At 68.8% G+C, this 22,181-nt stretch carries 25 protein-coding genes; 16 read left to right on the forward strand and 9 right to left on the reverse strand.

Features of this window, described 5'->3' with window-relative positions:
* The first annotated feature begins 46 nt into the window (after positions 1-46).
* The 6 genes from AC1C2U_RS11010 (at position 47) to AC1C2U_RS11035 (ending at position 7,001) form a co-directional block, all read left to right on the forward strand.
* Positions 47-838: a hypothetical protein gene (locus AC1C2U_RS11010; protein WP_495361774.1), complete on the forward strand. Its 792-nt coding sequence runs from the start codon at positions 47-49 to the stop codon at positions 836-838.
* Complete coding sequence (locus tag AC1C2U_RS11015; RefSeq protein WP_495361775.1) at positions 835-1,554, forward strand: MurR/RpiR family transcriptional regulator; 720 nt, start codon at positions 835-837, stop codon at positions 1,552-1,554. The genes AC1C2U_RS11010 and AC1C2U_RS11015 overlap by 4 nt, the downstream gene beginning before the upstream one ends.
* Positions 1,551-3,647 (forward strand): o-succinylbenzoate synthase, encoded by a 2,097-nt coding sequence (gene menC / locus AC1C2U_RS11020; protein ID WP_495361776.1) that lies wholly within the window; start codon positions 1,551-1,553, stop codon positions 3,645-3,647. Before AC1C2U_RS11015 ends, menC begins: the two co-directional genes overlap by 4 nt.
* A 13-nt stretch (positions 3,648-3,660) precedes the next feature.
* Positions 3,661-4,764 (forward strand): dipeptidase, encoded by a 1,104-nt coding sequence (locus AC1C2U_RS11025; RefSeq protein WP_495361777.1) that lies wholly within the window; start codon positions 3,661-3,663, stop codon positions 4,762-4,764.
* A gap of 20 nt (positions 4,765-4,784) precedes the next feature.
* Positions 4,785-5,519, forward strand: coding sequence for a type 1 glutamine amidotransferase (locus AC1C2U_RS11030; RefSeq protein WP_495361778.1), 735 nt, complete (start codon positions 4,785-4,787; stop codon positions 5,517-5,519).
* A gap of 159 nt (positions 5,520-5,678) precedes the next feature.
* Positions 5,679-7,001: an MFS transporter gene (locus AC1C2U_RS11035; protein WP_495361983.1), complete on the forward strand. Its 1,323-nt coding sequence runs from the start codon at positions 5,679-5,681 to the stop codon at positions 6,999-7,001.
* A gap of 75 nt (positions 7,002-7,076) precedes the next feature.
* Here the strand turns inward: AC1C2U_RS11035 and AC1C2U_RS11040 are convergent, their stop codons facing one another.
* The 3 genes from AC1C2U_RS11040 to AC1C2U_RS11050 are packed head-to-tail and all read right to left on the reverse strand — an operon-like array spanning position 7,077 to position 8,459.
* Positions 7,077-7,649, reverse strand: a complete 573-nt coding sequence (locus tag AC1C2U_RS11040; protein WP_495361779.1) for a dihydrofolate reductase family protein — start codon at positions 7,647-7,649, stop codon at positions 7,077-7,079.
* Positions 7,649-8,125, reverse strand: coding sequence for an SRPBCC family protein (locus AC1C2U_RS11045; protein ID WP_495361780.1), 477 nt, complete (start codon positions 8,123-8,125; stop codon positions 7,649-7,651). The genes AC1C2U_RS11040 and AC1C2U_RS11045 overlap by 1 nt, the downstream gene beginning before the upstream one ends.
* A complete protein-coding gene (locus AC1C2U_RS11050; RefSeq protein ID WP_495361781.1) occupies positions 8,118-8,459 on the reverse strand; it encodes an ArsR/SmtB family transcription factor in 342 nt (113 codons plus the stop codon). Before AC1C2U_RS11050 ends, AC1C2U_RS11045 begins: the two co-directional genes overlap by 8 nt.
* A gap of 81 nt (positions 8,460-8,540) precedes the next feature.
* Between AC1C2U_RS11050 and AC1C2U_RS11055 the strand changes: the two genes are divergently transcribed.
* Both AC1C2U_RS11055 and panD read left to right on the forward strand, forming a co-directional pair.
* Positions 8,541-8,906: a cupin domain-containing protein gene (locus AC1C2U_RS11055; RefSeq protein WP_495361782.1), complete on the forward strand. Its 366-nt coding sequence runs from the start codon at positions 8,541-8,543 to the stop codon at positions 8,904-8,906.
* A gap of 51 nt (positions 8,907-8,957) precedes the next feature.
* Positions 8,958-9,371 (forward strand): aspartate 1-decarboxylase, encoded by a 414-nt coding sequence (panD, locus tag AC1C2U_RS11060; RefSeq protein WP_495361783.1) that lies wholly within the window; start codon positions 8,958-8,960, stop codon positions 9,369-9,371.
* A 63-nt stretch (positions 9,372-9,434) separates the two neighbouring features.
* Here the strand turns inward: panD and AC1C2U_RS11065 are convergent, their stop codons facing one another.
* The 3 genes from AC1C2U_RS11065 to AC1C2U_RS11075 form a co-directional block, all read right to left on the reverse strand.
* Positions 9,435-10,169, reverse strand: a complete 735-nt coding sequence (locus AC1C2U_RS11065) for a response regulator (protein ID WP_495361784.1) — start codon at positions 10,167-10,169, stop codon at positions 9,435-9,437.
* Positions 10,166-11,536 carry a sensor histidine kinase gene (locus tag AC1C2U_RS11070; RefSeq protein WP_495361785.1) on the reverse strand — a complete coding sequence of 457 codons (1,371 nt, stop codon included), beginning with the start codon at positions 11,534-11,536 and terminating at the stop codon, positions 10,166-10,168. Before AC1C2U_RS11070 ends, AC1C2U_RS11065 begins: the two co-directional genes overlap by 4 nt.
* Positions 11,537-11,609: 73 nt before the next feature.
* Complete coding sequence (locus AC1C2U_RS11075) at positions 11,610-12,329, reverse strand: TetR/AcrR family transcriptional regulator (protein ID WP_495361786.1); 720 nt, start codon at positions 12,327-12,329, stop codon at positions 11,610-11,612.
* A 92-nt stretch (positions 12,330-12,421) separates the two neighbouring features.
* Between AC1C2U_RS11075 and AC1C2U_RS11080 the strand changes: the two genes are divergently transcribed.
* The 3 genes from AC1C2U_RS11080 to AC1C2U_RS11090 all read left to right on the forward strand — a co-directional run bounded on the left by AC1C2U_RS11080 (position 12,422) and on the right by AC1C2U_RS11090 (position 14,881).
* Positions 12,422-13,411, forward strand: a complete 990-nt coding sequence (locus AC1C2U_RS11080; RefSeq protein WP_495361787.1) for an ABC transporter ATP-binding protein — start codon at positions 12,422-12,424, stop codon at positions 13,409-13,411.
* A 142-nt stretch (positions 13,412-13,553) separates the two neighbouring features.
* On the forward strand, positions 13,554-14,231 hold the full coding sequence (locus tag AC1C2U_RS11085; RefSeq protein ID WP_495361788.1) for an ABC transporter permease: 678 nt from the start codon (positions 13,554-13,556) through the stop codon (positions 14,229-14,231).
* Positions 14,232-14,350: 119 nt separating this feature from the next.
* Positions 14,351-14,881: an EXPERA domain-containing protein gene (locus tag AC1C2U_RS11090; RefSeq protein ID WP_495361789.1), complete on the forward strand. Its 531-nt coding sequence runs from the start codon at positions 14,351-14,353 to the stop codon at positions 14,879-14,881.
* Positions 14,882-15,170: 289 nt separating this feature from the next.
* Here the strand turns inward: AC1C2U_RS11090 and AC1C2U_RS11095 are convergent, their stop codons facing one another.
* On the reverse strand, positions 15,171-16,586 hold the full coding sequence (locus AC1C2U_RS11095) for an HNH endonuclease signature motif containing protein (RefSeq protein WP_495361790.1): 1,416 nt from the start codon (positions 16,584-16,586) through the stop codon (positions 15,171-15,173).
* Positions 16,587-16,787: 201 nt separating this feature from the next.
* On the opposite strand from AC1C2U_RS11095, the gene AC1C2U_RS11100 reads away from it, so the two are divergent.
* Positions 16,788-17,009: a hypothetical protein gene (locus AC1C2U_RS11100; RefSeq protein ID WP_495361791.1), complete on the forward strand. Its 222-nt coding sequence runs from the start codon at positions 16,788-16,790 to the stop codon at positions 17,007-17,009.
* 213 nt (positions 17,010-17,222) lie between these two features.
* On the opposite strand, the gene AC1C2U_RS11105 is transcribed toward AC1C2U_RS11100, so the two are convergent.
* Positions 17,223-18,065 carry a PIG-L deacetylase family protein gene (locus AC1C2U_RS11105; protein ID WP_495361792.1) on the reverse strand — a complete coding sequence of 281 codons (843 nt, stop codon included), beginning with the start codon at positions 18,063-18,065 and terminating at the stop codon, positions 17,223-17,225.
* 142 nt (positions 18,066-18,207) lie between these two features.
* On the opposite strand from AC1C2U_RS11105, the gene AC1C2U_RS11110 reads away from it, so the two are divergent.
* Genes AC1C2U_RS11110 through AC1C2U_RS11120 form a run of 3 tightly spaced genes read left to right on the forward strand, consistent with a single transcriptional unit; the run spans position 18,208 to position 20,236 of the window.
* Entirely contained in the window at positions 18,208-18,561 is a 354-nt protein-coding gene (locus tag AC1C2U_RS11110) for a PadR family transcriptional regulator (RefSeq protein ID WP_495361793.1), read from the forward strand.
* On the forward strand, positions 18,558-19,373 hold the full coding sequence (locus tag AC1C2U_RS11115; RefSeq protein ID WP_495361794.1) for a hypothetical protein: 816 nt from the start codon (positions 18,558-18,560) through the stop codon (positions 19,371-19,373). Before AC1C2U_RS11110 ends, AC1C2U_RS11115 begins: the two co-directional genes overlap by 4 nt.
* Entirely contained in the window at positions 19,370-20,236 is an 867-nt protein-coding gene (locus tag AC1C2U_RS11120) for a hypothetical protein (RefSeq protein WP_495361795.1), read from the forward strand. The genes AC1C2U_RS11115 and AC1C2U_RS11120 overlap by 4 nt, the downstream gene beginning before the upstream one ends.
* Before the next feature lie 51 nt (positions 20,237-20,287).
* Here the strand turns inward: AC1C2U_RS11120 and AC1C2U_RS11125 are convergent, their stop codons facing one another.
* Positions 20,288-20,674: a phage holin family protein gene (locus AC1C2U_RS11125; protein WP_495361796.1), complete on the reverse strand. Its 387-nt coding sequence runs from the start codon at positions 20,672-20,674 to the stop codon at positions 20,288-20,290.
* Positions 20,675-20,778: 104 nt separating this feature from the next.
* On the opposite strand from AC1C2U_RS11125, the gene AC1C2U_RS11130 reads away from it, so the two are divergent.
* Positions 20,779-22,116, forward strand: a complete 1,338-nt coding sequence (locus AC1C2U_RS11130) for an MFS transporter (protein WP_495361797.1) — start codon at positions 20,779-20,781, stop codon at positions 22,114-22,116.
* Positions 22,117-22,181 lie beyond the last annotated feature (65 nt).

The raw sequence follows: 22,181 nt of genomic DNA on the forward strand, positions 1-22,181 counted from the left end.
GATCGTGGTTGCCATCGGCAATCATATGATTCATATAATGGGAGTCGTGACCGATGCACAGGCTCGAGACCGGAGCGAACACGAGCACCTCACCTCCGATGAGTTGTCGAGGTTCGAGGACTTCCAGCAGGCGAGCGCACTCTATCGACGCGTGTTCGGCTACGGTTCCGACGAGTTCGCACTGAACAGCAACCTGCTGAGCGCGCTCGTGCGGAGCGGCGGGTCAGCCGTCGGGGTGCGGGGCGGCGCCGGTGAGCTCATCGGTTTCGCCTACGGATTCCTCGGATCCGACGACACCGGCTTCTTCCACTACTCGCAGGCCGCGGTCGTCGAGGCGGGGTACCAGAGTCGCGGTGTCGGTCGCATGCTCAAGGTGCGACAGCGCGAGGTCGCGCTCGCATCGGGCGTCACGACGATGCGGTGGGCGTTCGACCCGGGTCTCGCTCGAAACGCGCACTTCAACTTCAACTCCCTCGGTGCGCACAGTGCAGCATTCGTGCGCGAGTTCTACGGGCGCTCGGGCACCGATCGAGTGCTCGTGGACTGGCCGCTCCTCGACGGTGACGACCCGTACGCATCGGCGCGGGCCCTCCTGCCGCCCGACGCGCTCGCAGAAGCCGAGACGGGTGTGGCGGTCGCCCATTCCGGCGGGCACTGGGTGCCGATCCCGGCGCAGGCCGGTGCCGACGCGGCCGGCGATGGCGGTGGCGAGTCGCGCCTGCACACCACCCTGCACGAACTGCACGAGGAGGGCTTCGTGCTGGTGAGCTGCCGGCGGGTCGACGCCCGCACCTCGGCCTACTTCGCCGCGCCGGCGGCCGGTGGAGGCGCCCGATGACGATGCTGGAACGCCGCGACGAGCAATCGGAACCCCGTGACGACGAATTCGAACGCGAACTCAACCGCACCCTTCGTTCGCCCGAGGCCCGGTTCGGGGTCCGGATGCGCAAGAACCTCTCCGCGGAGGGCCTGCAAGACCGGGTGATGGAGACCGAGGCGGCATCGCTCGCCAACACCTTCGCCCACCTCCGGGCCAGCGCCGCCGTGCCGCAAGCCGCCGCCATCATTCTGGGGGCTCGTCGCAAGTTCATCGCGGGAGCGGGCAAGTCGGCGGCCTATGCGGCGCTCCTCAACGCCGACCTCGCCGCCACCGTGCCGAACGTCTACCTGATCGACGGTCATGCACTGAACCCGCTCGACGTACTCAGCGACGTTCGCTCGACCGACGTGCTCATCCTCTTCTCGCTGCGGCGCTACCGACGTGAGACAGTCACGCTCGGCCGCCTCTTCAGCGAGGCCGGCGGGCAGCTGGTCGTCTTCACCGATTCCGAGGATGCACCGCTCGCCGCCCACGCGACGTCGCTGATCGTGCTGCAGACCGGATCGGCCTCCTACGCCGACTCGCCGACCTCGGTCGCGGCCGTCTGCCATCTGCTGAGCACGCTCACGACCGCGAGCGCGAAGGGTGCTCGGCGCCGGTTGTCGACCCGTGACGAACTCAACCGGGAGATGGACCTGTACTACGACCATGCGAACGACGGGGAATCACCATGAGAGTCACACGCATCGAGCTCTTCGAGGTGAGCCTGCCCCTCGTGCACGGCTTCCAGACGAGCTCGCATCGCAAGACCGGCCTCGACCACATCCTCGTGCGCTTCGACGACGAGCTGGGCAACACGGGCTGGGGTGAGATCGCCTCGCCGAGCGATCCGTTCTTCACCTCGGAGAACACCGACACGGCCTGGTCGATCGCGACGAGCTATCTCGTGCCGCGGGTGCTCGACGCCGAGTGGTCGCACCCGGCGGAGGTCGACGAATTCTGGGCGAAGATCCGTGGGCACGAGTTCACGAAGGCCGGATTCGCCGGCGCCGCGTGGGACCTCTGGTCCACCTCGCGTGGCATCCCGCTCGCGGCGGCGCTCGGCGGCACCCGCACCGAGGTGGCGGCCGGCGTCTCGCTCGGCATCGAGCCCACCATCGACGAGTTGCTGGCGCAGGTCGGGTCGCAGCTCGAGGCCGGCTACGGCCGGGTGAAGCTGAAGATCGCTCCCGGTTGGGACCTCGAACCGGTGCGCGAGGTGCGCCGCGCGTTCCCCGACCTCGAGCTGCATGTCGATGCGAACGGCGCCTACCGCAGCGACGATGAGACGCTCGCCCGCCTTGCGGAGTTCGACGGCGCGGGCCTCAGCATGATCGAACAGCCCTTCGCGCCCGGCGATTTCGTGGGCCATGCGCGACTGCAACAGCGCATCGAGACGCCGGTCTGCCTCGACGAGTCCATCGTGCGGCTCGACGACCTGCACACCATGATCGCGCTCGGCGCCGGGCGGGTGCTGAACATCAAGGTCTCCCGCATGGGCGGGCTCACCGTCGCGAAGGCGGCCCATGACCTGGCCGGTGCCGAGGGCATCCCCGTGTGGTGCGGTGGCATGCACGAGTTCGGCATCGGTCGCGCCGCGAACCTCGCGATCTCCTCGCTCGAGCACTTCAGCTACCCATCGGATGTCTCGGGGTCCGACAAGTACTACGTGCGCGACGTGATCACGCCGCCGGTGATCGCGCGCGACGGCATCGTGAGCGTGCCGACCGGGCCCGGCATCGGGTTCGACGTCGACCTCGACTGGATCGAGCAGAACACGCTGCGGCGCTTCGACTCGCGGGTGGTGGTGGCGGCAGCGGCTGATGCGCCCGAATCGATCGAATCGGATGCCGCGCCGCGCCCGCCTGCCGCCCGGCACCCGTCATCGTCCGCGGCGGCAGCCGGGGCATCCGCTGCCGTGCTCTTCTTCGTCGACGACCTCGCCGAGGGCATCGACGAACCAGAGACGCCGTTCCACGTCGAAGACCCGGATGCGCCGCAACTGAACGTGCGCGACCTCAGTGCGACGCGAGGCGACGGCGTGTTCGAGGCGCTCGGCGTGCACCACGGCCGACCGCAAGCGCTCGAGGCCCACTTGCGGCGGTTCGCCCACTCGGCGGCGCTGCTCGACCTGCCCGCCCCGAAGCTCGACGTCTGGGCCGCGTGCATCGAAGCGGCGATCGCGGCGCACGGCGGGGTGAGAGACGGATTCGCCAAGTTCGTGATGACGCGCGGCGTCGAGGGCACCGGCGTGCCCGTCGGGTGGGTCTACGTCGCCGATGCCGCAGACTTCACCGTCGTCCGCGAGCAGGGCGTCGCGGTCGTCACGCTCGATCGCGGCTACCGGCACGACGTCGCGCACACTTCGCCGTGGCTCCTGCAGGGTGCCAAGTCGCTCTCGTACGCGGTCAACAAGTCGGTGCTGAGGGAGGCGGCACGCCGCGGTGCCGACGACGTCATCTTCACGAGCTCCGACGGGTTCGTGCTCGAAGGGCCGTCGTCGACGGTGCTCCTGCGGTTCGGCGATCGGTTCGTCTCGCCGCCGAGCGATCAGGGCATCCTCGCGGGAACGACCCTCGCGAGCGCGATCGAGTGCCTCGCCGCCCTCGGCCACGAGACCCACCGCGAGCCCGTGCCCGCCGACCGTCTCGCGCAGGCCGACGACATCTGGCTGCTCTCGAGCACCCGGTCGGCGGTGCCCGTCGCGCTCCTCGACGGCGAACCGCGCACCTTCGACCGGGCCCTGACCGCCCGGCTCCAAGCCCACCTGACGACCCGCGAACGCTAGGACGGACACGACGATGACGACGACCACAGCGGCGACCACGCCGACGAACGCGGCCACTGCCGAGCGGCTCGAGATTCCGATCTTCGACGGTCACAACGACCTGCCGTGGACGGCGCGCAAGCACCGCGGGTACTCGGTCGAAGGCATCGACGCGACCGCGCTGACCCATCACACCGACATCCCCAAGTTGCGCGAGGGCGGGGTCGCCGGGCAGTTCTGGTCGGCGTGGGTGCACTCGGAGATCGAGGGCGCCGATGCCGTGAAGGCCACGCTCGAGCAGATCGACTTCGTGCACCGCATGGCGGCTCGGTACCCCGAGACGTTCCAGCTCGCGACGACTGCCGACGCGGCACGGCGCGCGATGGCCGCAGGGCGGATCGCCTCGATGATCGGAGTCGAGGGCGGCGGTCAGATCGACAACTCGCTCGCGGTGCTGCGCGGGTACGCCCGGCTCGGAGCGCGCTACCTGACGCTGACCTGGACGTCGACGAGCGACTGGGCCGACTCGGCGACCGACGAGGCGAGACACGGCGGGCTCACCGAATTCGGCCGCGAAGTCGTCGCCGAGATGAACCGCATCGGCATGCTCGTGGACCTCGCGCACGTGTCGGTGGCGACCGCCGACGCTGCGCTCGAGACCGCGATCCGGCCCACGATCGTCAGCCACTCGAGCGCATGGGCACTGAACCCGCACCCGCGAAACCTTCCCGACCGCGTCATCCGTCGTGTCGCCGATGGCGGCGGCGTCTACATGGTCACCTTCGTGCCGTCCTTCCTCACCGCGGAACGGCGTGCCTGGGTCAACGGCGGCGAGACCGGACCGAAGCCGAGGGTGACCGTCGCGGATGCCGCCGACCACGTCGAGCACGTGCGAAACGTCGCGGGCATCGACGGTGTCGGCCTCGGTGGCGACTTCGACGGCACCGATGACATGCCCGAGGGGCTCGAGGATGTCGCGGGCTATCCGCGGCTCTTCGCTGAACTCGCCCATCGCGGCTGGACGGAGCCCGAGCTGCGCAAGCTCGGAACCGAGAACGTGTTGCGCGTGGTCGCGGCATCCGATGACGACTACCTGGACTTCATGGGCGCCGGCGCAGACCGAGCGGGCGAAGCGTGAGAGAGAGCGAGAGCGTGCAGATGCCGACATCGAACGGGGCGCCGAGGGTGCTCGTGGTCGTGAACTCCCGGGCGAGCCAGCTGCGACGCATGCAGCCGTGGCTCGAGTCGGCGGGGCTCGATCTCGTGGTCGCCTATGGCGACGACGCGCTGCCCGACGAACTGGAACCGTTCGACGGGCTGATCATGCTCGGCGGCGGGTTGATGCCCGACGAGTACTCGCGCGCACCATGGCTGCGCCGAGAACGCGAGCTGGCGGCTGAAGCGATCGCGGGCGACATCCCGACGCTCGGCATCTGCCTCGGCGGGCAGATCCTCGCCGACGTCGCGGGCGGCGAGGTGCGTGCGGAGTACGGCACTCCCGAGCGCGGCGCGACCGAGGTGTTCGTGACGGACGACGGGGCCGACGACCCCGTGATCTCGGCGCTCAGCCCGGCCACCTACGTCATCGAGAACCACCAGGACGTGATCACCCGGCTGCCGCCCGGCGCGGTGCTGCTCGCCTCGAGCACCGCCTGCGTCAACCAGGCGTTCCGACTGGGGCGCCATGTGCGCGGGGTGCAGTTCCATCCCGAGTCGGGTGCGCAGAACCTCAGGAACTGGGATGACGCGGCTCTTGCCGCGGTGGGCGTCGACAAGCAGAAACTCGTCGACGATGCGCTCGTGCACGAGGCCGAATCGGCTGCGCGGTGCGAGCGCATGGCGACGGCGTTCGCCGCGGAGGTCGTCGGCAGCCGAGTCGCCCGCGTCGGCTGAGGGGTTTCGGATGTCGCGGGTGCTGGTTACGCTCGCAGGGTGACCGACGGGATCGACGGATCCGAGGTGGGCGAAGCGCCGGCGGCGGTGTCGCCTGCGGTACCTCCTGCGCCGAGTACCCCGCCTGGTTCCGCCCCCGTGGCGCCGCCGCCGGGCGGCATGCGCACCTTCGTGCAGGTGCTCGCGAACACGATGGTCGCGAACGTCACGACGAGCTTCCTCTGGTTCGCGCTCACGTTCTGGGTGTATCTCGAGACGCACTCCGTGCTGGCGACGGGCATCATCGGCGGCGCGTACATGCTGCTCATCGCCCTCTTCTCGATCCTCTTCGGAACCATCGTCGACCGGTATCGCAAGCACCTCGTCATGGTGCTCTCGAGCGTGGTCACCCTGATCTCATTCGTCGCCGCTGGCCTGCTCTACCTGGCGCTGCCCGAGTCGGCGCTCCTCGACCTCGGCGGTCCGTGGTTCTGGCTGTTCTCGGGCATCATCCTCTTCGGGTCGGTCATCGAGAACATGCGCAACATCGCGCTCTCGACGACGGTGACCCTGCTCGTGCCCGAAGAGCGGCACGCGAACGCCAACGGCATGGTGGGCACCGTGCAGGGGCTGGCGTTCCTCGTCACGAGCGTGTTCAGCGGGCTTGCGATCGGCATGGCCGGCATGGGATGGACGCTTGCGATCGCCATCGCCGCGACCATGGTCGCGCTCGTGCACCTGCTCTTCGTGCGCATTCCAGAAGCACGTCCGGTCGTCGACCGGGATCGCTCGCCCGCGATCGACCTGCGCGGCAGCATCTCCGCGATCCGGGGCGCACCAGGGCTCTTCGCCCTCATCCTGTTCTCCACGTTCAACAACCTCATCGGGGGCGTCTACATGGCGCTGATGGACCCGTACGGACTGACGCTCTTCCCGGTCGAGGTGTGGGGTATCGTGCTCGGCGTCTCCTCCTCCGGGTTCATCATCGGCGGCATCGTGATCGCGAAGTGGGGCCTCGGTCGTAACCCCATCCGCACGATGCTGCTCGTCGTGGTCGGCATGGGGGTGCTCGGGGCGCTGTTCACGATCCGCGAGTGGTGGCTGTTGTACGGAATCGGCATCCTGGCCTACATGACCCTCATCCCCGCGGTGGAGGCGGCCGAACAGACGGTCATCCAGAAGGTCGTGCCGTTCCGCCGACAGGGCCGCGTGTTCGGGTTCGCGCAAGCGTTCGAAGCGGCGGCGGCGCCGATCACCGCGTTCCTCATCGCCCCGATCGCGGAGTTCTGGATCATCCCCTATATGGAGTCAGACGGCGGGCAGGCGACTTGGGGCTGGCTGCTCGGTGACGGTGACGCCAGGGGCATCGCGCTCGTATTCCTGTTCAGCGGGCTCGTGATGGTGGTGCTCGCGCTCGTCGCTTTCCGCACCCGTTCCTATCGGCTGCTGTCGGCGGTGTACCAGGGTGAGCAGCCTGTTTCCTCGCCCGATCCTGTGAGTTGAGGAGCGAGCGGAGCGAGCGTCTCGAAACCTGCACGCCCGAGGCTTGGGGTTTCGAGACGGCTCTGGCGGGCCTCCTCAACCCGCGGTATCGCCCACGAGGTACGTGGTGTCGATGTGCCCGCTCGGGTGGACGACGCTGTGATCGAGGGTCAGCCGACGCTGCCCGAGGTCGGCCGGGGTGAACGGCCGGCCCGCACCGATGAGCACCGGCACGGTGCGCAGGCGCAGCACGTCGACGAGGCCGGCGCGGAAGAGGGCGTCGGTGAGCGTGAGGCTTCCCCAGACGATGATCGAACTCGTGCGTCCCTTCAGCGCCGCGACCGAGTCGGCGGCGTCGCCGCTGAGAATCTCGATCTCGCCGGTGCCCCACGGCGCTTGCTGCAGTGAGTTCGAGACGACGAACTTCGGCAGCCGATTGATCGGCTCAGTGACGGGTTCGACGGCCGGGTCGGCCGCCGGCCAGTGGTCCGCGAACATCCGGTAGGTGTTCGCGCCCAGCAGGATCGAGTCGATGTTCTCGAGGAACGCGAGCTGGTCGTGGTCGGCCGGGTCGACGGAGCCGTCGGCCAGGAAGAAGTCGAGTCCGCCGGACTCGTCGGCCGCATACCCGTCGGCGGTGACGATCTGCTCGACGGTGAGGCGGCCCATCAGCTGACTCCGTCGCTCGCGAGGCGGCCGGCGAGCACGTCGAAGGCGCTCGCCCATCCGTCGTAGAAGTTCCCGTCGCCGGGGTGACCGGCCCAGCCGGTGAGGTGGAACGTCATGTGCGTCTGCTCGCCGGAGGCGCCGTGCTCGGCGAGCGTCACCGTGATGACCGGCGCTGACTCGTCTGGGTCGCCCGGCGACGCCCACGTGAACACGAGCCGCTCGGGCTCGATGACTTCGCGGTAGACGCCGGCCGTCGGGTACTCCGATCCGTCGGGGGCGATCATCGTGTAGCGGTAGCGCCCGCCGGGGCGCACGTCGAGTTCGACGGTCTCGCGCGGCGTGACGACACCGGCCGGGTGCCACCAGGCGGAGGCCTCGTCGGGGTCGGTCCACGCGCGCCAGATTTGTCGCCGGGGTGCATCGAACACTCGTGTGATCGTGAATTGCTTCGTTGCGGAGGCGGTCTGCTCAGGCATCCGTCTGTCCTTTCAGCTCGCGGAGTCGCGCGTCGAGGAGGTCGAAGCGCTCGTTCCACTCGCCGCGGTGGCGTTCGACCCAGGCGGATGCCTCGTCGAGCGGCTCGGTGCGGAGGGTGCAGGTGCGCCACTGGGCCGTGGCCGTGCGCTCGATGAGCCCGGCGCGTTCGAGCACCTTGAGGTGCTGCGAGATCGCGGGGCGGCTCATCGCGAAGGGCTCGGCCAGTTCGCCGACGGTCGTCGGGCCGTCGCGGAGGCGCGAGAGGATCGCGCGTCGCGTCGGATCGGCGAGCGCCTGGAACACGAGGCTGAGCTCGTCGGGCCCGTTCGGCATGTAAGCGACTCCTTAATTAATGATCTGCTTACATTAGGACGAGGTTCGCCTGACGTCAAGCGTCAAGAGGAGAATGACGGAATGGCCGACAACGTGCGCAACCTCCAGACCGCCCTCGACTCCTTCGCAGAGCACTGGCAGCCCCACCGCCTCGCAAGCGTGAACGACTACGAGGTGAAGGTCTTCAAGGCGCAGGGTGAGTTCACCTGGCACTCGCATCCCGACACCGACGAGTTCTTCATGGTGATCGCCGGGCGGCTCACGATCCAGTTGCGAGACGGCGACGTCGAGCTCGGAGCCGGCGACGTCTACGTCGTGCCCCGTGGCGTCGAGCACTGCCCCCGCGCCGACGGCGAGGTCTCCGCGATGCTCATCGAACCCCGTGGCACGACGAATACCGGTGATACCCCCAGCGAACGCACGACGCAGCTGCGCGAACTCGACTGAGGATCGTCTCCTCGGGACTTCGACTCAGCTGCCCGCCGTAGGCTGGAACGCGTGTTGCGCACCATGCTGAAGTCGAAAATCCACCGTGCCACCGTCACGCACGCAGACCTCCATTACGTCGGTTCCGTGACGATCGACCGGGATCTCATGGATGCCGCCGACCTGCTGCCCGGCGAGCAGGTCTCGATCGTCGACGTGACGAACGGCGCCCGACTCGAGACCTACGTCATCGAGGGTGAGCGTGGCTCGGGTGTGCTCGGCATCAACGGCGCCGCGGCGCATCTCGTGCACGAGGGAGATCTCGTCATCGTCATCTCGTATGCGCAGTTCGACGATGCAGCCGCTCGCACGTTCCGGCCGCACATCGTGCACGTCGACGCTGCCAACGACGTCGTCTCGCTCGGCCACGATGCGGCCGAGCCCGGCGCGAACGGCCTGCTGCGGCCGCCACACGCAGCGGCCTGACGACGAGGTCGGGGTGGGCCGCGCTTCAGCTGCGGGGCCGGGCTTCAGCCGCGGGGCCGGGCTTCAGCCGCGGGGCCGCACGACGCCGTGCTCGTACGCGTAGACCACGGCGTGCACGCGGTCTCGCAGACCGAGCTTCATGAGTACTTTCGAGACATGCGTCTTCACAGTCGCCTCACCGACCCAGAGTCGCTCGGCGATCGCGGCGTTGGAGATGCCCTCGGCGAGGTGCTCGAGCACCTCGCGCTCGCGGTCGGTGAGGGAGTCGAGGGCAGTGGGTTGAGGAGGTCGCTCTGCGACCGTCTCGAAACCGGGTTGCTCGGGCGGGTGGGTATCGAGACGGCGCAGGCGCGCCTCCTCAATCCGCGATCTGCCCCCCGAGACGGCTTCGATCACGCGCCGCGTGACATCGGGCGACAACAGCGCGTCGCCCCGCGCGACCACCTGTACCGCCTCGATGAGCTGCTCGGGGCTCGAGTTCTTCAGCAGAAACCCACTCGCACCCGCATCGAGCGCGGCGAACAGGTAGTCCTCGCGGTTGAAGGTCGTCAGCACGAGCACGGCTGCCTCGGATGCCGCGTCGGCCGTGATACGCCGAGTGGCCTCGAGTCCGTCCATGCCGGGCATCTGCACGTCCATGCAGACGACGTCGGGATGCAGTGCGGCGACGGCAGCGATCGCCTCCTCGCCGTTCGCGGCCTCACCCACGACCTCGATGCCGTCTTCGGAGTCGAGGATCGTGCGGAACCCACCTCGCACGAGACTCTGATCGTCGACGACGAGCACGCGGATGCTCACGCGCGCACCCCCTGTGTGCGCCGCAACGGGAACTGTGCACGCACGAGGTAACCGCCGCGCGCGCGGGGTCCGAGTTCGAGGTGTCCGCCGGCCGCGGCGACCCGCTCCTGCATGCCCAATTGGCCGAGGCCGCGGCTCGAGGCATCCGTCGCCGAATCGGAGGTGGATCGCCGCACTGCGCCCGTGTTCGTCACCTCGATCTCGACCGACTGCTCCGTCCAGCGCACCCGCACCTCGGCGGTCGCCGCGGCGCCCGCGTGCTTTCGCACGTTCGTGAGCGACTCTTGGGCGATGCGGTACGCGCCGAGGTCGACGACGGCGGACACCGGTACCGGCTCGCCCACGATCGCGAGCGTCGTCGGCAGGCCGTTCGCCGCGCACTCGGCCACGAGCTCGTCGATGCGTTCGATGCCGCGGGTCGACGTGCTCTTCGTCGCGGCCTCCGCGACACCGCCGAACTTCAGGGCGAGGGCGTCGTCGAGCACTGCGGATGCCCCGGTCTCGGCGTCGCCGCGCAGCGTGCCGAGCAGCCCGTGCAACTCGTCGACGGCGTCGCGGGCGCTCTCCTCGATCGAGGAGAGCGCGGCCGAGGCGGCATCCGGATCCTTCGCGAGCACTCGCCGCGCGGCGCCGGCCTGCACGCCGATGACCGAGACGTGGTGGGCGACGACGTCGTGCAGCTCCCGTGCGATGCGCAGTCGCTCGATGGCGACGGCGTGGGCCCGGCTGCGCTCGCGCTCGGCCGCGAGTTCGATGGTGCGCTGCTCGAGCTCGGCGCGTGCTCGCGCCGAACGGTAGGCGGCATCGCCGAAGTACCAGGCGCCGCCGAAGTAGAGCAGGTTCGTGAGCACGTTGATGAGCCCGAAGGCGAGGTATGGCGAGAGCAGCCCCTCGCGGGAGAAGTCGGGAAGGTAGTCGTCGACCCCCGAGAGGACGATGAGGTTCCAGAACAGCCACGCGAACATGCCGACGACGATGACGCCTCGCGCGAGGGTCGCCCAGCGACGGCTGCGCCCCCAAGCGCCCACCGTGTAGATGGCGACGAATAGGCAGATGTTGCTGAAGAGCGCCTCGCCGACCTCTGCGAGGGCACCGATGAGGAAGGCGACGGATGCCACGAGCGCGACGAGCTCGGGCCATCGCCGCCGTGCCGCGAGCGGGAGGGTCATCGCGGCGACCCAGATCACGCTGCCCCACCATGGGGCGTCTTCGCCCCATCCGGTCGCGCGATACAGCACGACGCTCGCGCCGGTACCGACGGCGAGCACGAGGGCGAGGATCACATCGTTGCGGAAACCGAGGCGCCCGGGCCGCGGGCGCACCCACTCGACGCCGTCGACGACGGGAGGAGGCGTGGTGGCGGTCATGCCACAACGCTACTCAGTGAGCGCCTGTCGGGAATCCATCGGGCGACGGAGATGCGGTGGGCGACGATTCTGCTCAGGGCATCTCTCGGATCAGCCGTCGTACCTGGTCGACACCAGGTAGCGGGGCGGGGCGGGCGTCTCGTTCCGGCGCCGGCTCGCCTGCAGCATTGGCCGGGTCGAGGAGCCGGTGCAGGCCGGTGCGCATCAAGGCTCCGTCCATGGACGTGATGCCGCTCAGTGCGAGTACGGACACTCCCTGATCGAGCGCGGCCATGAGCAGTGCAACGTCGTCGACCGGAAGGTTCTCATCGGTCGGTCGCGCTTCGGTTGCGACGCGCTCGAAAGCGTCGACCATCACCTGCACCCGTGCGCGGAGCGCAAGGACGAGCTTGTCGTCTCTGGCGGCGGTCGCGATGAACTCCAGCGTCGCGAGCCCGAACCCTCGCACCATCTCCGCGATGTCCACGCCGGTTGCGGCTTCCAGTTCTGCGGTGTCTGCGGGAGCCGTATCGGCAGTCGTCTCGGCCGTCGAGAACGGGTCCCACCCCTCACCGCGCAGCAGCTCCAAGTTGAAGTCCATCACCGCGAGGAACAAGTCCGACTTGCCGTCGAAGTTCGAGTAGACCGCACCCTTGGAGAATCCCGCGTCGCTTGCGATGCCGTCCAGGCTTGCCGCGTGATAGCCGTCGCGGGCGAACGCGCCGAGCGCTGCGAGTACTAGCGCCTCGCGGGTCTCTCGCTGCCGTTCGACGCGGGTCCGCGGCGTGCGGGGCGCTGAGCGGCTACCGACCATGTCGCCATTCTACTGGTTGACCTACCGCGCGTATCTAGATACTGTTGGTATCCACATACCATCGGTATCCGAACGCTGAAAGGCCAGTGAACATGAGTGCTGCAGTGCTGGAGGTGAACGACCTCACCCGACGGTTCGGATCGGTCGTCGCCAATGACGGGATCGGATTGCAGGTGCGGGCCGGAGAGGTGGTCGGGCTGCTCGGCCACAACGGTGCGGGCAAGACGACCCTGGTCTCGCAGGTCGTCGGACTGCTGCGGCCGGACGGTGGGTCGATCCGGGTGGCGGGCGTCGACGCGATCGCCGATCCGGCGACGGCGCGCCGATGCGTGGCGCTCCAGCCCCAGGCACAGGCGCCGCTCGACGGCCTCACTCCGAAGACAGCGATCGAGATCGCCGGTCGGCTCAGGGGCATGTCCCGCGCCGACGCACGGGGAGCCGCACGAGCGCTGGCTGACGAACTCGATATCGGCGAGTGGTTCAACCGCCGGGCGACGCCCGACGGCGGCGGCCTGTCAGGTGGAGTGCGCCGACTCACAGCCTTCGCCATGGCGGCCGTCGCTCCGGTGCCACTGATCGTTCTCGATGAGCCGACCAACGACGTCGACGCGGCACGACGTCGACGACTGTGGAAGACGGTACGACGCCTCGGCGATCAGGGTGCAGGTGTACTGCTTGTCACTCACAACGTCGTGGAGGCAGAGCGGGTGGTGGACGCGCTCGTCGTGCTCGATCGCGGCAAGGTCGTCGCGGCGGGTTCACCAAGCCGCCTCCGAGGTTCAAGCGACCATGATCTCCAACTCGAGCTCTCGCTGCATCCGGATGGAACCGACCCATCCGAATCCCTTTCCGAGGTGCCGATCCCGATCATCCGTCGGGTCCGTGCCGGACGCCGGGTGCTGATGACGCTCTCTGCTGTCGATGCCGCGGCAGCCGTCGCGTGGGCCACGGCCCTCCGATCGTCCGAAGACATCGAGGGTTATGCGCTGGCTCCAGCCACCCTCGAAGACGCCTACCTCGCCGCCACGGCGACCGCCGACGCACATACGACGAACAGCACGGAGGATGCCGGTGATGTCTGAACAGATGACCTTCTCGCCGCCAGCGCCAGCGCCAGCGCCAGCGCCAGCGCCTGCGCCTGCGCCTGCAGGGGTACCGTCGCGCGCCGGGCTTTGGGTGAGCTACGGGACCTTGTTGCGCTGGACGATGGCTCAGACCGGTCCCATGCTCCCGTTCGTCATCGTCGTCCAGGCTGTGCTCGCCGCCGGGATCATCGTCGGTTTCGGATTGCTCATCCCCGACATCGACACCTCGTCCGCCCAGTTCCTCTCCACCGGTGCACCCACAGTGCTCCTGATGATCATCGGGCTCGTCATGGTTTCCCAAGGCGTCGCTCAGGCACGCACGAGCGGCACATTCACCTACCTGCGAGCGCTGCCAGTGCCACGGCCACTGTTCCTGCTGGCCGACCTGACGGTGTGGCTCGGTGTCGCACTGCCCAGCGTCGCCGTTGCGGTGATCGTGGCACAACTTCGCTACGGATTCAGCTACTCCTTCGACTGGCCCCTTCTCGTGACCGCATCCGTCTTGACCGCGGTAACCGCCGCCGCAATCGGCTACGCGATCGCAGTGACCCTGTCACCGTTGCTCACCCAGCTCGTCACCCAGGTGCTGGTGTTCTTCGTGATGCTCTTCTCGCCGGTCACCTTTCCGGCAAGCCAACTCCCCGCCTGGTTCCAGACTGTCCACGACGTGCTCCCGTTCAGACCGGCCGCGGACCTGATCCGCGCCGGACTGCTGGCAGACACCTACACCGCGAGCTGGCGTGACTTCTTCGTGCTCCTGGCCTGGTGCGCTCTCGGACTCGCAATCAGTATCCGGGCAGTGGTCCGCCGAGCCTGACGATGGCACACGCACATGCGCATGCACATGCACGTGCACATGCACGTGCACGTGCACGCACAGAAGGCGCCCGGCGAGGTACTGGTGGCCGCGGCATCCGGCCGATACGCTCTCGACTCATGACCGCTGAGCCCATGACCGCGGAGCCCGCGACCGTTCCGAACCTCAGCTTGCGCGAGCGGCCGTTCGACTGGTTCTTCATCGTGATCTTCTCGCTGTTCACGATCACGAGCCTGATCAGTGACATGATGCCGACGCTCGGCGTCGACATCTCGGCGCCCTCGTCGAACTTCCTCGTGAACTCGAACTACTGGTACGCGAGCGACACCGACCCGCTCTTCATGGAGCCGCCGTTCTGGATGCGCATCGTCACCGGGCTCTCTGCGTTCGTCTATATGCCGTTCTACATCGTGCTCGTCATCTCGCTCATCCGCGGCTGGAACTGGATCCAGCTGCCCAGCGTGATCTACGCGACGATGATCTCGACCATTACGGGCATCATCGTGTTCGGTGTCGAGTTCTTCGGCGAGCCCGAGTGGCAGACGACGAATCCGGTGAAGTTCCTCGCGTTCAATCTGCCGTATGTGCTGATTCCGATCGTGCTGCTCGTGCGCATGCGCAAGCCGCTGCCGTTCACCCGGCGGTTCTGAGCGAGCGGATGCCGCGGGGTCGCGCGATCGGCGGGACGGGTGAGGTGCCGCATCTGCGGAGGCGAGCGTCGCGCGAGTCCCTCCTCCGGCGCGCGCGAGTCCCTCCTCCGGCGGGCGCGAGTCCGTCCTCCGGCGCGCGCGAGTCCGTCCTCCGGCGCGCGCGAGTCCGTCCTCCGGTGGGCGCGAGTCCCTCCTCCGGTGGGCGCGAGTCCCCCCTCCGGCACGCGCGTCGCCTCCGACGAGCGCGCGTCGGGCGTCGCTGGCCTGCCATCGAGTGCGTGCCGTGCGTTCAGGCTGTTGCGCGGTCGGGTGGGTCGTGGCGTTGGTCGTGTCGGTCGGCGAGTCGGGTGGGTGAGGTTGTTGCGGTGCGCCAGGTGCCGCCTGGGTCGAGCCAGGCGGGTGGGCGGATCTGGGGCACACCGCGGCGCATGCGGATTGCCCAGCCTGAGGTGTCGATCGTGCGGTGGTGATGCCAGCAGAGGAGGACGCCGTTGTCGGGGTGGGTGGGGCCGCCGTCGATGTCGGGGATGACGTGGTGGATCTCGGACCATGCGGCAGGCACGGTGCAGCCGGGGATGATGCAGCCGCCATCGCGGAGGGTGATCGCGCGGCGTTGGTGGGGTGTGAAGCAGCGTTGCGGGGAGCCGAGCTGCTCGATGCGGCCGGTGTCGTCGAGGACGACGATCTGGATGCCGCCGGTGCAGATCATGTGTCGTGCCGCGCGGAGTGAGATGGGCTGGTCGATGCCGTCGGCATGCGCTGCGCCCCGGGATGCTTCGAGATCCGCCGCTCGGACGCTGACGAGGACGGTGGGTGCGGCGCCGCCGATGCTCGGGTGCTGCCCGGAGCGGGCGGCGGTGTCGATGATCGCGGCGAGGACGTCGTGCCGTTGCTGTTCGGTTGTGCGGGTCTCGGCTTGCACGGCGATGTCGGCGCGTTCTTCTTCGGTGAGGAATCCGCCGCCGCTGCGGGGTGCCAGGTGTGCGTCGAGGAGGCGGGTGAGTTTCGCGGCGACTTCGGGCAGCAGTTCACCCGCGATGGCGATAAGGCCATCGCGGGCACGCCCGATGCGCAACCCGCGGCGGCGCATCGCCCGTTCGTCGTCGGGTTCGGGGCCGTCTTGGTCGAGGAACGCCGCCCACGCACGTGCTTGCACGGTCAGTTCATCGGCCGTGCACCGCACCGGTGCACCATCGCCGGTACCGGTGGCTTGGGCGACGAGCTCGCGTTCGGCCGTGTCGAGTCGGACCGGGTCGGCGACGGTTCGAGTGCGGCCGAGCTCCCGGATGATCGTGCCCGCGGCATCGACGCCGACCTCACCCGCCGTGAGCGCCGCCGCGACATGCGGATGCTGCGCCGGCGTAGCCTGCCCAGTCAGGCCGGTGCCCACCCGGGTCGCCGCCCCGATCGCGACCCGCCGGCGTGCCTCGGCGCCCGAGACTTGTGTGACGCGTTCGATCAGTTCAGCGGCCGTACGGCACCCCTTGCGTGCCGACATCCGGCCGACGCCGAGCTCGGACCGGGAGCGTTCGGCGACCTCACCGGCGAACAGCGCCCGGTGCGCGTCGAGCAGCCGCCCGACCCTTTCGAGCGCCCCCATCGTCAACAGCAGTTCGTCGTCACCCAGACCACGCGACGTTTCGGCATCGAGCGCCCCGTCGAGGGTCGAGCGGATCTGCTCGAGCGTGTCGGGGATGCCTGTCATACCCGCAACACTGCCACCACCCACCGACATTCATACCACACCAAAACGCGAGATCAACCGCCATTTTCGACCGACTCCTCCTCCACAGGAACCACCCGACGGAAGTTCTCCACAACCGTCGGATTCGGTCTGCAAGCTCGTCGACGTTGTGATCCCCTTCTCGGCCGCCGGGCGTCGCAGACCGCAGCGTATGGTGGGGCCATGGGGAACATCGATGATGCTCGACCCGAGCAGGAACAGGCTGCCGCGCCCGAGAAGGAGCCGCCCTACCAGGCCCTCTTTCCCAACCTCGACCACATGTCTCGATCTTCGTTCGACAGGGGCACGGTGAGTCGGCGTCGCATCAGTCGGGCCATCGTTCTCCTCGCGCTGATTCCGATCGTTGTCGGCGCGGTCATCCTTTTCGCACAGCTTGTGAGTTGACGGTCTCTTCCTCCGGTGTTCCTCTGCCCGGTGGGCGTATCCGTCCGACGTGTTCCGTCGCTCAGGCGGTCTCGTCAGGCGGTCTCGTCAGGCGGTCTCGTCACGCGGCGAAGGGCGGCGCGCACCGAGCGGGAAGGCTCACTCAGTGGCTCCGCCCGGTTCGGGTCCCACCGGAGCCACTCGGATCCGGTGGGACCATACATGCCGATTCCCTCAGTCGAGCGGCTCAGCCTCGAGGTCGCGCACGTGGTAGAACTCCTGGTCCCAGAGCGCGTAGATGAGCCACGTCGGCAGGATGTACGACTCCTGCATGTAGTTCGCCTGTGAAGCGTGGATCGTCCATCCCTCGTGCTTCTTCGCGACCTCGGCGCCCATCGCGTATTCGGGCTTCGGCTGGTTCGCGACGACGAATGCGCCCGCCTCACCGCCGAACACCGAGAGCGCGCCCGACGGGCTGATCGTGTAGACGAGGTGCTTCGGCCCCGTGTAGGAACCGCCCGAGGCCTCGAGCTCGGCGATCGCGAGTTCGGTGACGCGGCCCATCTGCATGTGGTCCTTGTGGCCGGTCGCACCGCTCTCGGGCCAGAACCCCACGACGACGTCGGGGCGCACGCGCTTCATCTCGGCGACCACGCGCGCGACGAGCTCGTCTTCGTCGGCCTCGGGCACGCCGCCGTCGGGGTAGTCCCACACGACGTGCCGGTCGACGCCGAGGTTGAAGCTGTTCTTCAGCGCCTCGGCCTTGCGGATCTCGCCGAGGTCCTCATCGCGCGCGACGACCGGCGTCTGGTGGCCGGCCTCGCCCTGCGTCGCGGTGATCATCGCGGTGTACGTGCCGCCCTGATGTGCGCGGAAGAACAGGCCGTTGACGGTCTGCTCGTCGTCGGGGTGCGCGAAGACGCCGAGCACGCGAGTGCCGTCGAGTTCGGCGATGACCGAATCGACGCCCTTCGCGGTGGGTTCGTAGAAGAGATGGCGACCCGCCCAGTAGGCCCCGCCGATCAGGGCGAGGATGACGGCGACGACGATGATGAGCGCGACGGTGCGCTTGCGCATGGTGGGACTCTCGATACGGATCCGCGTCGGGGTGCGCGGATGGGCGAGGAGATGCTAACCCGGCGCACTGCGGAAACAGAATTCCGCTCGGGTTCCGCGACTGCTCTTGCCAACGGGAAGATATCTTCCTATTCTTTCTCCCATGGCACGCAGACGCGAAGGACGGCTCTTCGACCTCGAGGTCGACATCCTCTCCGCCGGCATGGAACTGCAGGGCGACGAGGGCGACTTCTACGGCTTCGCGCTCGCGAAGCGCATCGCCGAGCGGTCGGATGTCGCGGGGCTCACCGCGCACGGCACGCTCTACAAGGCGCTCGCGCGGCTGACCGAGCGTGGCCTCCTCGAGTCCACCTGGGAGGACGTGGCCTTGGGTGAGGCCGAGGGGCGCCCCAGGCGTCGCCTCTATCGGGTCACCGGTGCCGGCGAGCTCGCCTATCGCACCGAACTCGACGCGCGACGGGTCGCCGTCGTCCAGGGCAAGGCAGCATTCGCATGAGCGCCGGCGGCATCGACGAGCGCGACGATGTGTTCGAGGTGCGCGAGATGCGCGAGGTGCGCGACGCGCTCGAGGTGCGCGACGTCGCGGCATCCGCGCCCCGCGTCGACCGTGCCGTACTCGCCTGGGGGCGCTGGTACACCAGCGACCTGCCCGAGGCGGTCGCGGCCGACCGCCTCGCCGAGCTCGAATCCGACATCTACGAAGAGCGAGAGGCCGCCGACGGTGCGCCAGGGTCTGGGCGCTCGATCCTCGGACGTGCGATTCGCGGCATCCCCGCCGACCTCAGCTGGCGATTCAGCCGCCTGCGGGGCGCCGCGCTCGACGCACCGCGCGGCACGTTCCCGCTCGCGATGCCGGCGCTCGCGCATGTCGCGACCGCGCTGCTGCTCGCATGGGGCGTGCTGATCGTCGTGCGCGTCGGCGCGGGAGTACTCGCCGGCTCATGGAACGGCGCGTGGGACCTCGTGGCAGCCGGGTTCTGCGGCCTCGCCATCGCGCTCGTCGGCGCGGTGCTCACCGTGATGCCGCGCCTGCGCTGGCTCGGCGCGCTCTGGCTCGCCGCCGCGGCATACGTGCTCATCCGTTTCGGCATGTACGCACTCATCGCGTCGAGCATCACCCTCAATGAGTTCTACTCCTCGTCGCTCAGCCTGGCCATCCTCGTCAACCGCGTGCTCGCCGCAGCCGGTGTGCTGTTCTTCGTCGCGATGGCAGCGTGGTGGCTCCCATCCGCCATGGGGCGCTGGGAGTCGAAGCGTCGACGAGCGGATGCCTCACCCATCCCCAGCTCGGAGGGAACCGCCGCATGAACCTGCAACGCATCGCCGCGATCGTCGCGATCACGGGCGCAACGCTCGGCGGGGCCTCCGTCGTCGCCCTCGGCGCCGCTGCCTATACGGCCAACCAGCCGGCGCCGGTGAGCGACGAGGCGATCGGCGGCCACGATCTCGAGCCGCAGCCCGAGCCCGCCCCAGTGGCGGCGCCCGCCGGGGTGGCAGACAACGTGACGCCCGTGGGTCCGCCGACCCCCGGAACGGGAGCGATGTCCGCCGACCACAACCCGTACCTCGACCCCGCCGACCCCGAGTACGTGACCCCCGAAGATCGGTCGGAGTGGCTCGGCAAGCAAGTGGTCATCCGGAAGTGCATGGATGCCGCGGGCTTCGAGTTCCTCGAGTGGCAGTGGTGGCTCGGCGGCAGTCCGCAGCCGAAGGGCCTCGACTACGAGACCTCGATCCTCTGGACCCAGGCGCTGTACGGTCCCGACACCTCCAGACCCGGCGGCGGTTGCGCCGACGTGGGCAACAAGGCCGAGGCCGAGGCGCGCGCTGCGGGGCATCCGCTCAGCGCGCCGGTGCCCGACGACGACCCCGCGCTCGACACCGAGCGTCAGGTCTGGCTCGAATTCCAGGATCTCGTGCGCGCCTGCATGATCGAAGCCGGCCAGGAGTACCTCTACTGGGAGTGGTGGAACCCGGCGTACCAGTCCTCGGCCGACGCCTCGGGCGTCGTGACATCGGCCGCGCAACCGGCTGGACTGAGTGAAGCCGAGAAGGCGGCATGGTCGCTCGCGCTCGACGGTGACGCCGGACTCGGCGCGGCCTACCGCTGGGAGGACGCCGGCTGTTGGGGCGCCGCCGTGCACGAGGCCGGCAACGACAACCTGCACTGACCTGACGACAAGCACTGACCCCGGCGCGGGGCGAGGGGCGAGGGGCGCGAGTCAGGCCCTCGCGCCCTCGGCCTTCTTCTTGAGGAAGATGAGCGGCAGGAGCCAGCCGCCGAGCGCCGTGATGATCCAGACGATGAGTGTCGCGAGGATCCAGGTGACCCAGCCGTCGATCGTGATGCCACCCGGGAAGAGCGACGCGATGAGCAGCGCGACGAACGTCGAGACCAGGCCGATGCCGCCGAGCACCGCGGACGCGTACTTCCGGGCCAGGTTGAAGATGAACGGGCTGAGCACACTCTGCGCGATCGCGAAGACGATGATCGCGATGAGGAATCCGCCCCACTCGAGGTGGAAGTCGGGGAGGACCCACGAGGCAACGAGAAGGCCGAGGGCGGCGGTCACGAGGTAGATCGCCGCACGAATGAGGAAGCGCACCATGCCGCGAGCGTAGCGGGGCGACGGATGCCGTGTCGAGCAGCGCGCGGCAGCGGCATCCGCTCGTACCGTGGCGGCTCGGGCGCGAAGCGAGCAAGATGTGTTGCATGGCCGAACGCGCGGAGCGCGGTGAGACGGGCATGGAACCGAACCCCGCGGCACGACGGGTGCAGGCGGCGTACTTCACCCTGCTCATCGGCAACACGCTCGCAGCGTCGTTCATCTGGGGTGTCAACACGCTCTTCCTGCTCGACGCGGGGCTGACGAACTTCGAGGCGTTCGCCGCGAACGCGTTCTTCTCGGTGGGCATGGTGATCTTCGAGGTGCCGACGGGCGTCGTCGCCGACACCCTCGGGCGAAGGGTCTCGTACCTGCTCGGCACCGTCACCCTCGCGGTGACGACCGTGTTGTACTACCTGCTGTGGGTCGGCCACTCGCCGTTCTGGATGTGGGCGATCGTCTCGGTGCTGCTCGGGCTCGGCTTCACGTTCTTCTCGGGCGCCGTCGAGGCCTGGCTCGTGGATGCGCTCGCCGCGACCGGCTACACCGGTGGTCTCGAGCGGGTCTTCGGGCGCGGCCTCGCCCTCTCGGGCGCGGCGATGTTCGTCGGCTCGATCCTGGGCGGCGTCGTCGCCCAGGCGACGAATCTCGGCGTGCCGTTCCTGATCCGCGCGGGCATCCTCGTCGTGATGTTCGTCGTCGCGGCGCTCGTGATGCGAGATCTCGGTTTCACGCCCGCCGGCCGTGCGCACCCGATCCAGGCGACGAAAGAGGTGTTCAGCGCCTCGGTGAAGTACGGACTCGGGCGACGCCCGGTGCGCTACGTCATGTTCGCGTCGTTCTTCACGACGGGCGTCGGCTTCTACGTCTTCTACGCGCTGCAGCCCTATCTGGTCGAACTCTGGGGTGACACGGGGGCCTACTCGATCGCCGGGCTCGCGGCGGCGATCCTCTCCGGGGCGCAGGTGCTCGGCGGGCTGGCCGCGCCGTGGGTGCGACGTCGGTTCCGCAAGCGCACGACGACCATCATCGCGAGCCTCATCGTCTCGACCCTCGTGCTGCTCGCCCTCGGCGTGAACCAGAACTTCTGGATCGCGCTCGTGCTGCTCACGCTGTGGGGACTCGTCGACGCGGCGGCCGGCCCAGTGCAGCAGGCGTACTTGAACGACATGATCCCGTCGCAGCAGCGAGCGACCGTGCTCTCGTTCGACTCGCTGCTCGGCAGCACGGGCGGCGCTGTCATCCAGCCGGTGCTCGGCCGCTCCGCCGACCTCTGGGGCTACCCGGGATCGCTGCTCGTCAGCGGCGGCATCCAGGTGCTCGCAGTGCCGTTCATGTGGCTGAGCCGCAGGCAGGGGTCGCCGGCGGATGTCGCGACGGGCGAGGAGATCAGCGCGCCCGAGAACCCGTCGGATGCCGCCGGGCCGACGAGCGCTGGCGGTTGAGCGCTCGCTGAGCGCTCGGTGAGCTACCTCCGAGCTCCCGCGGAGCTATCTCTGAGCTACCTCTG

It is taken from the genome of Agromyces sp. Y575 (assembly GCF_059445445.1).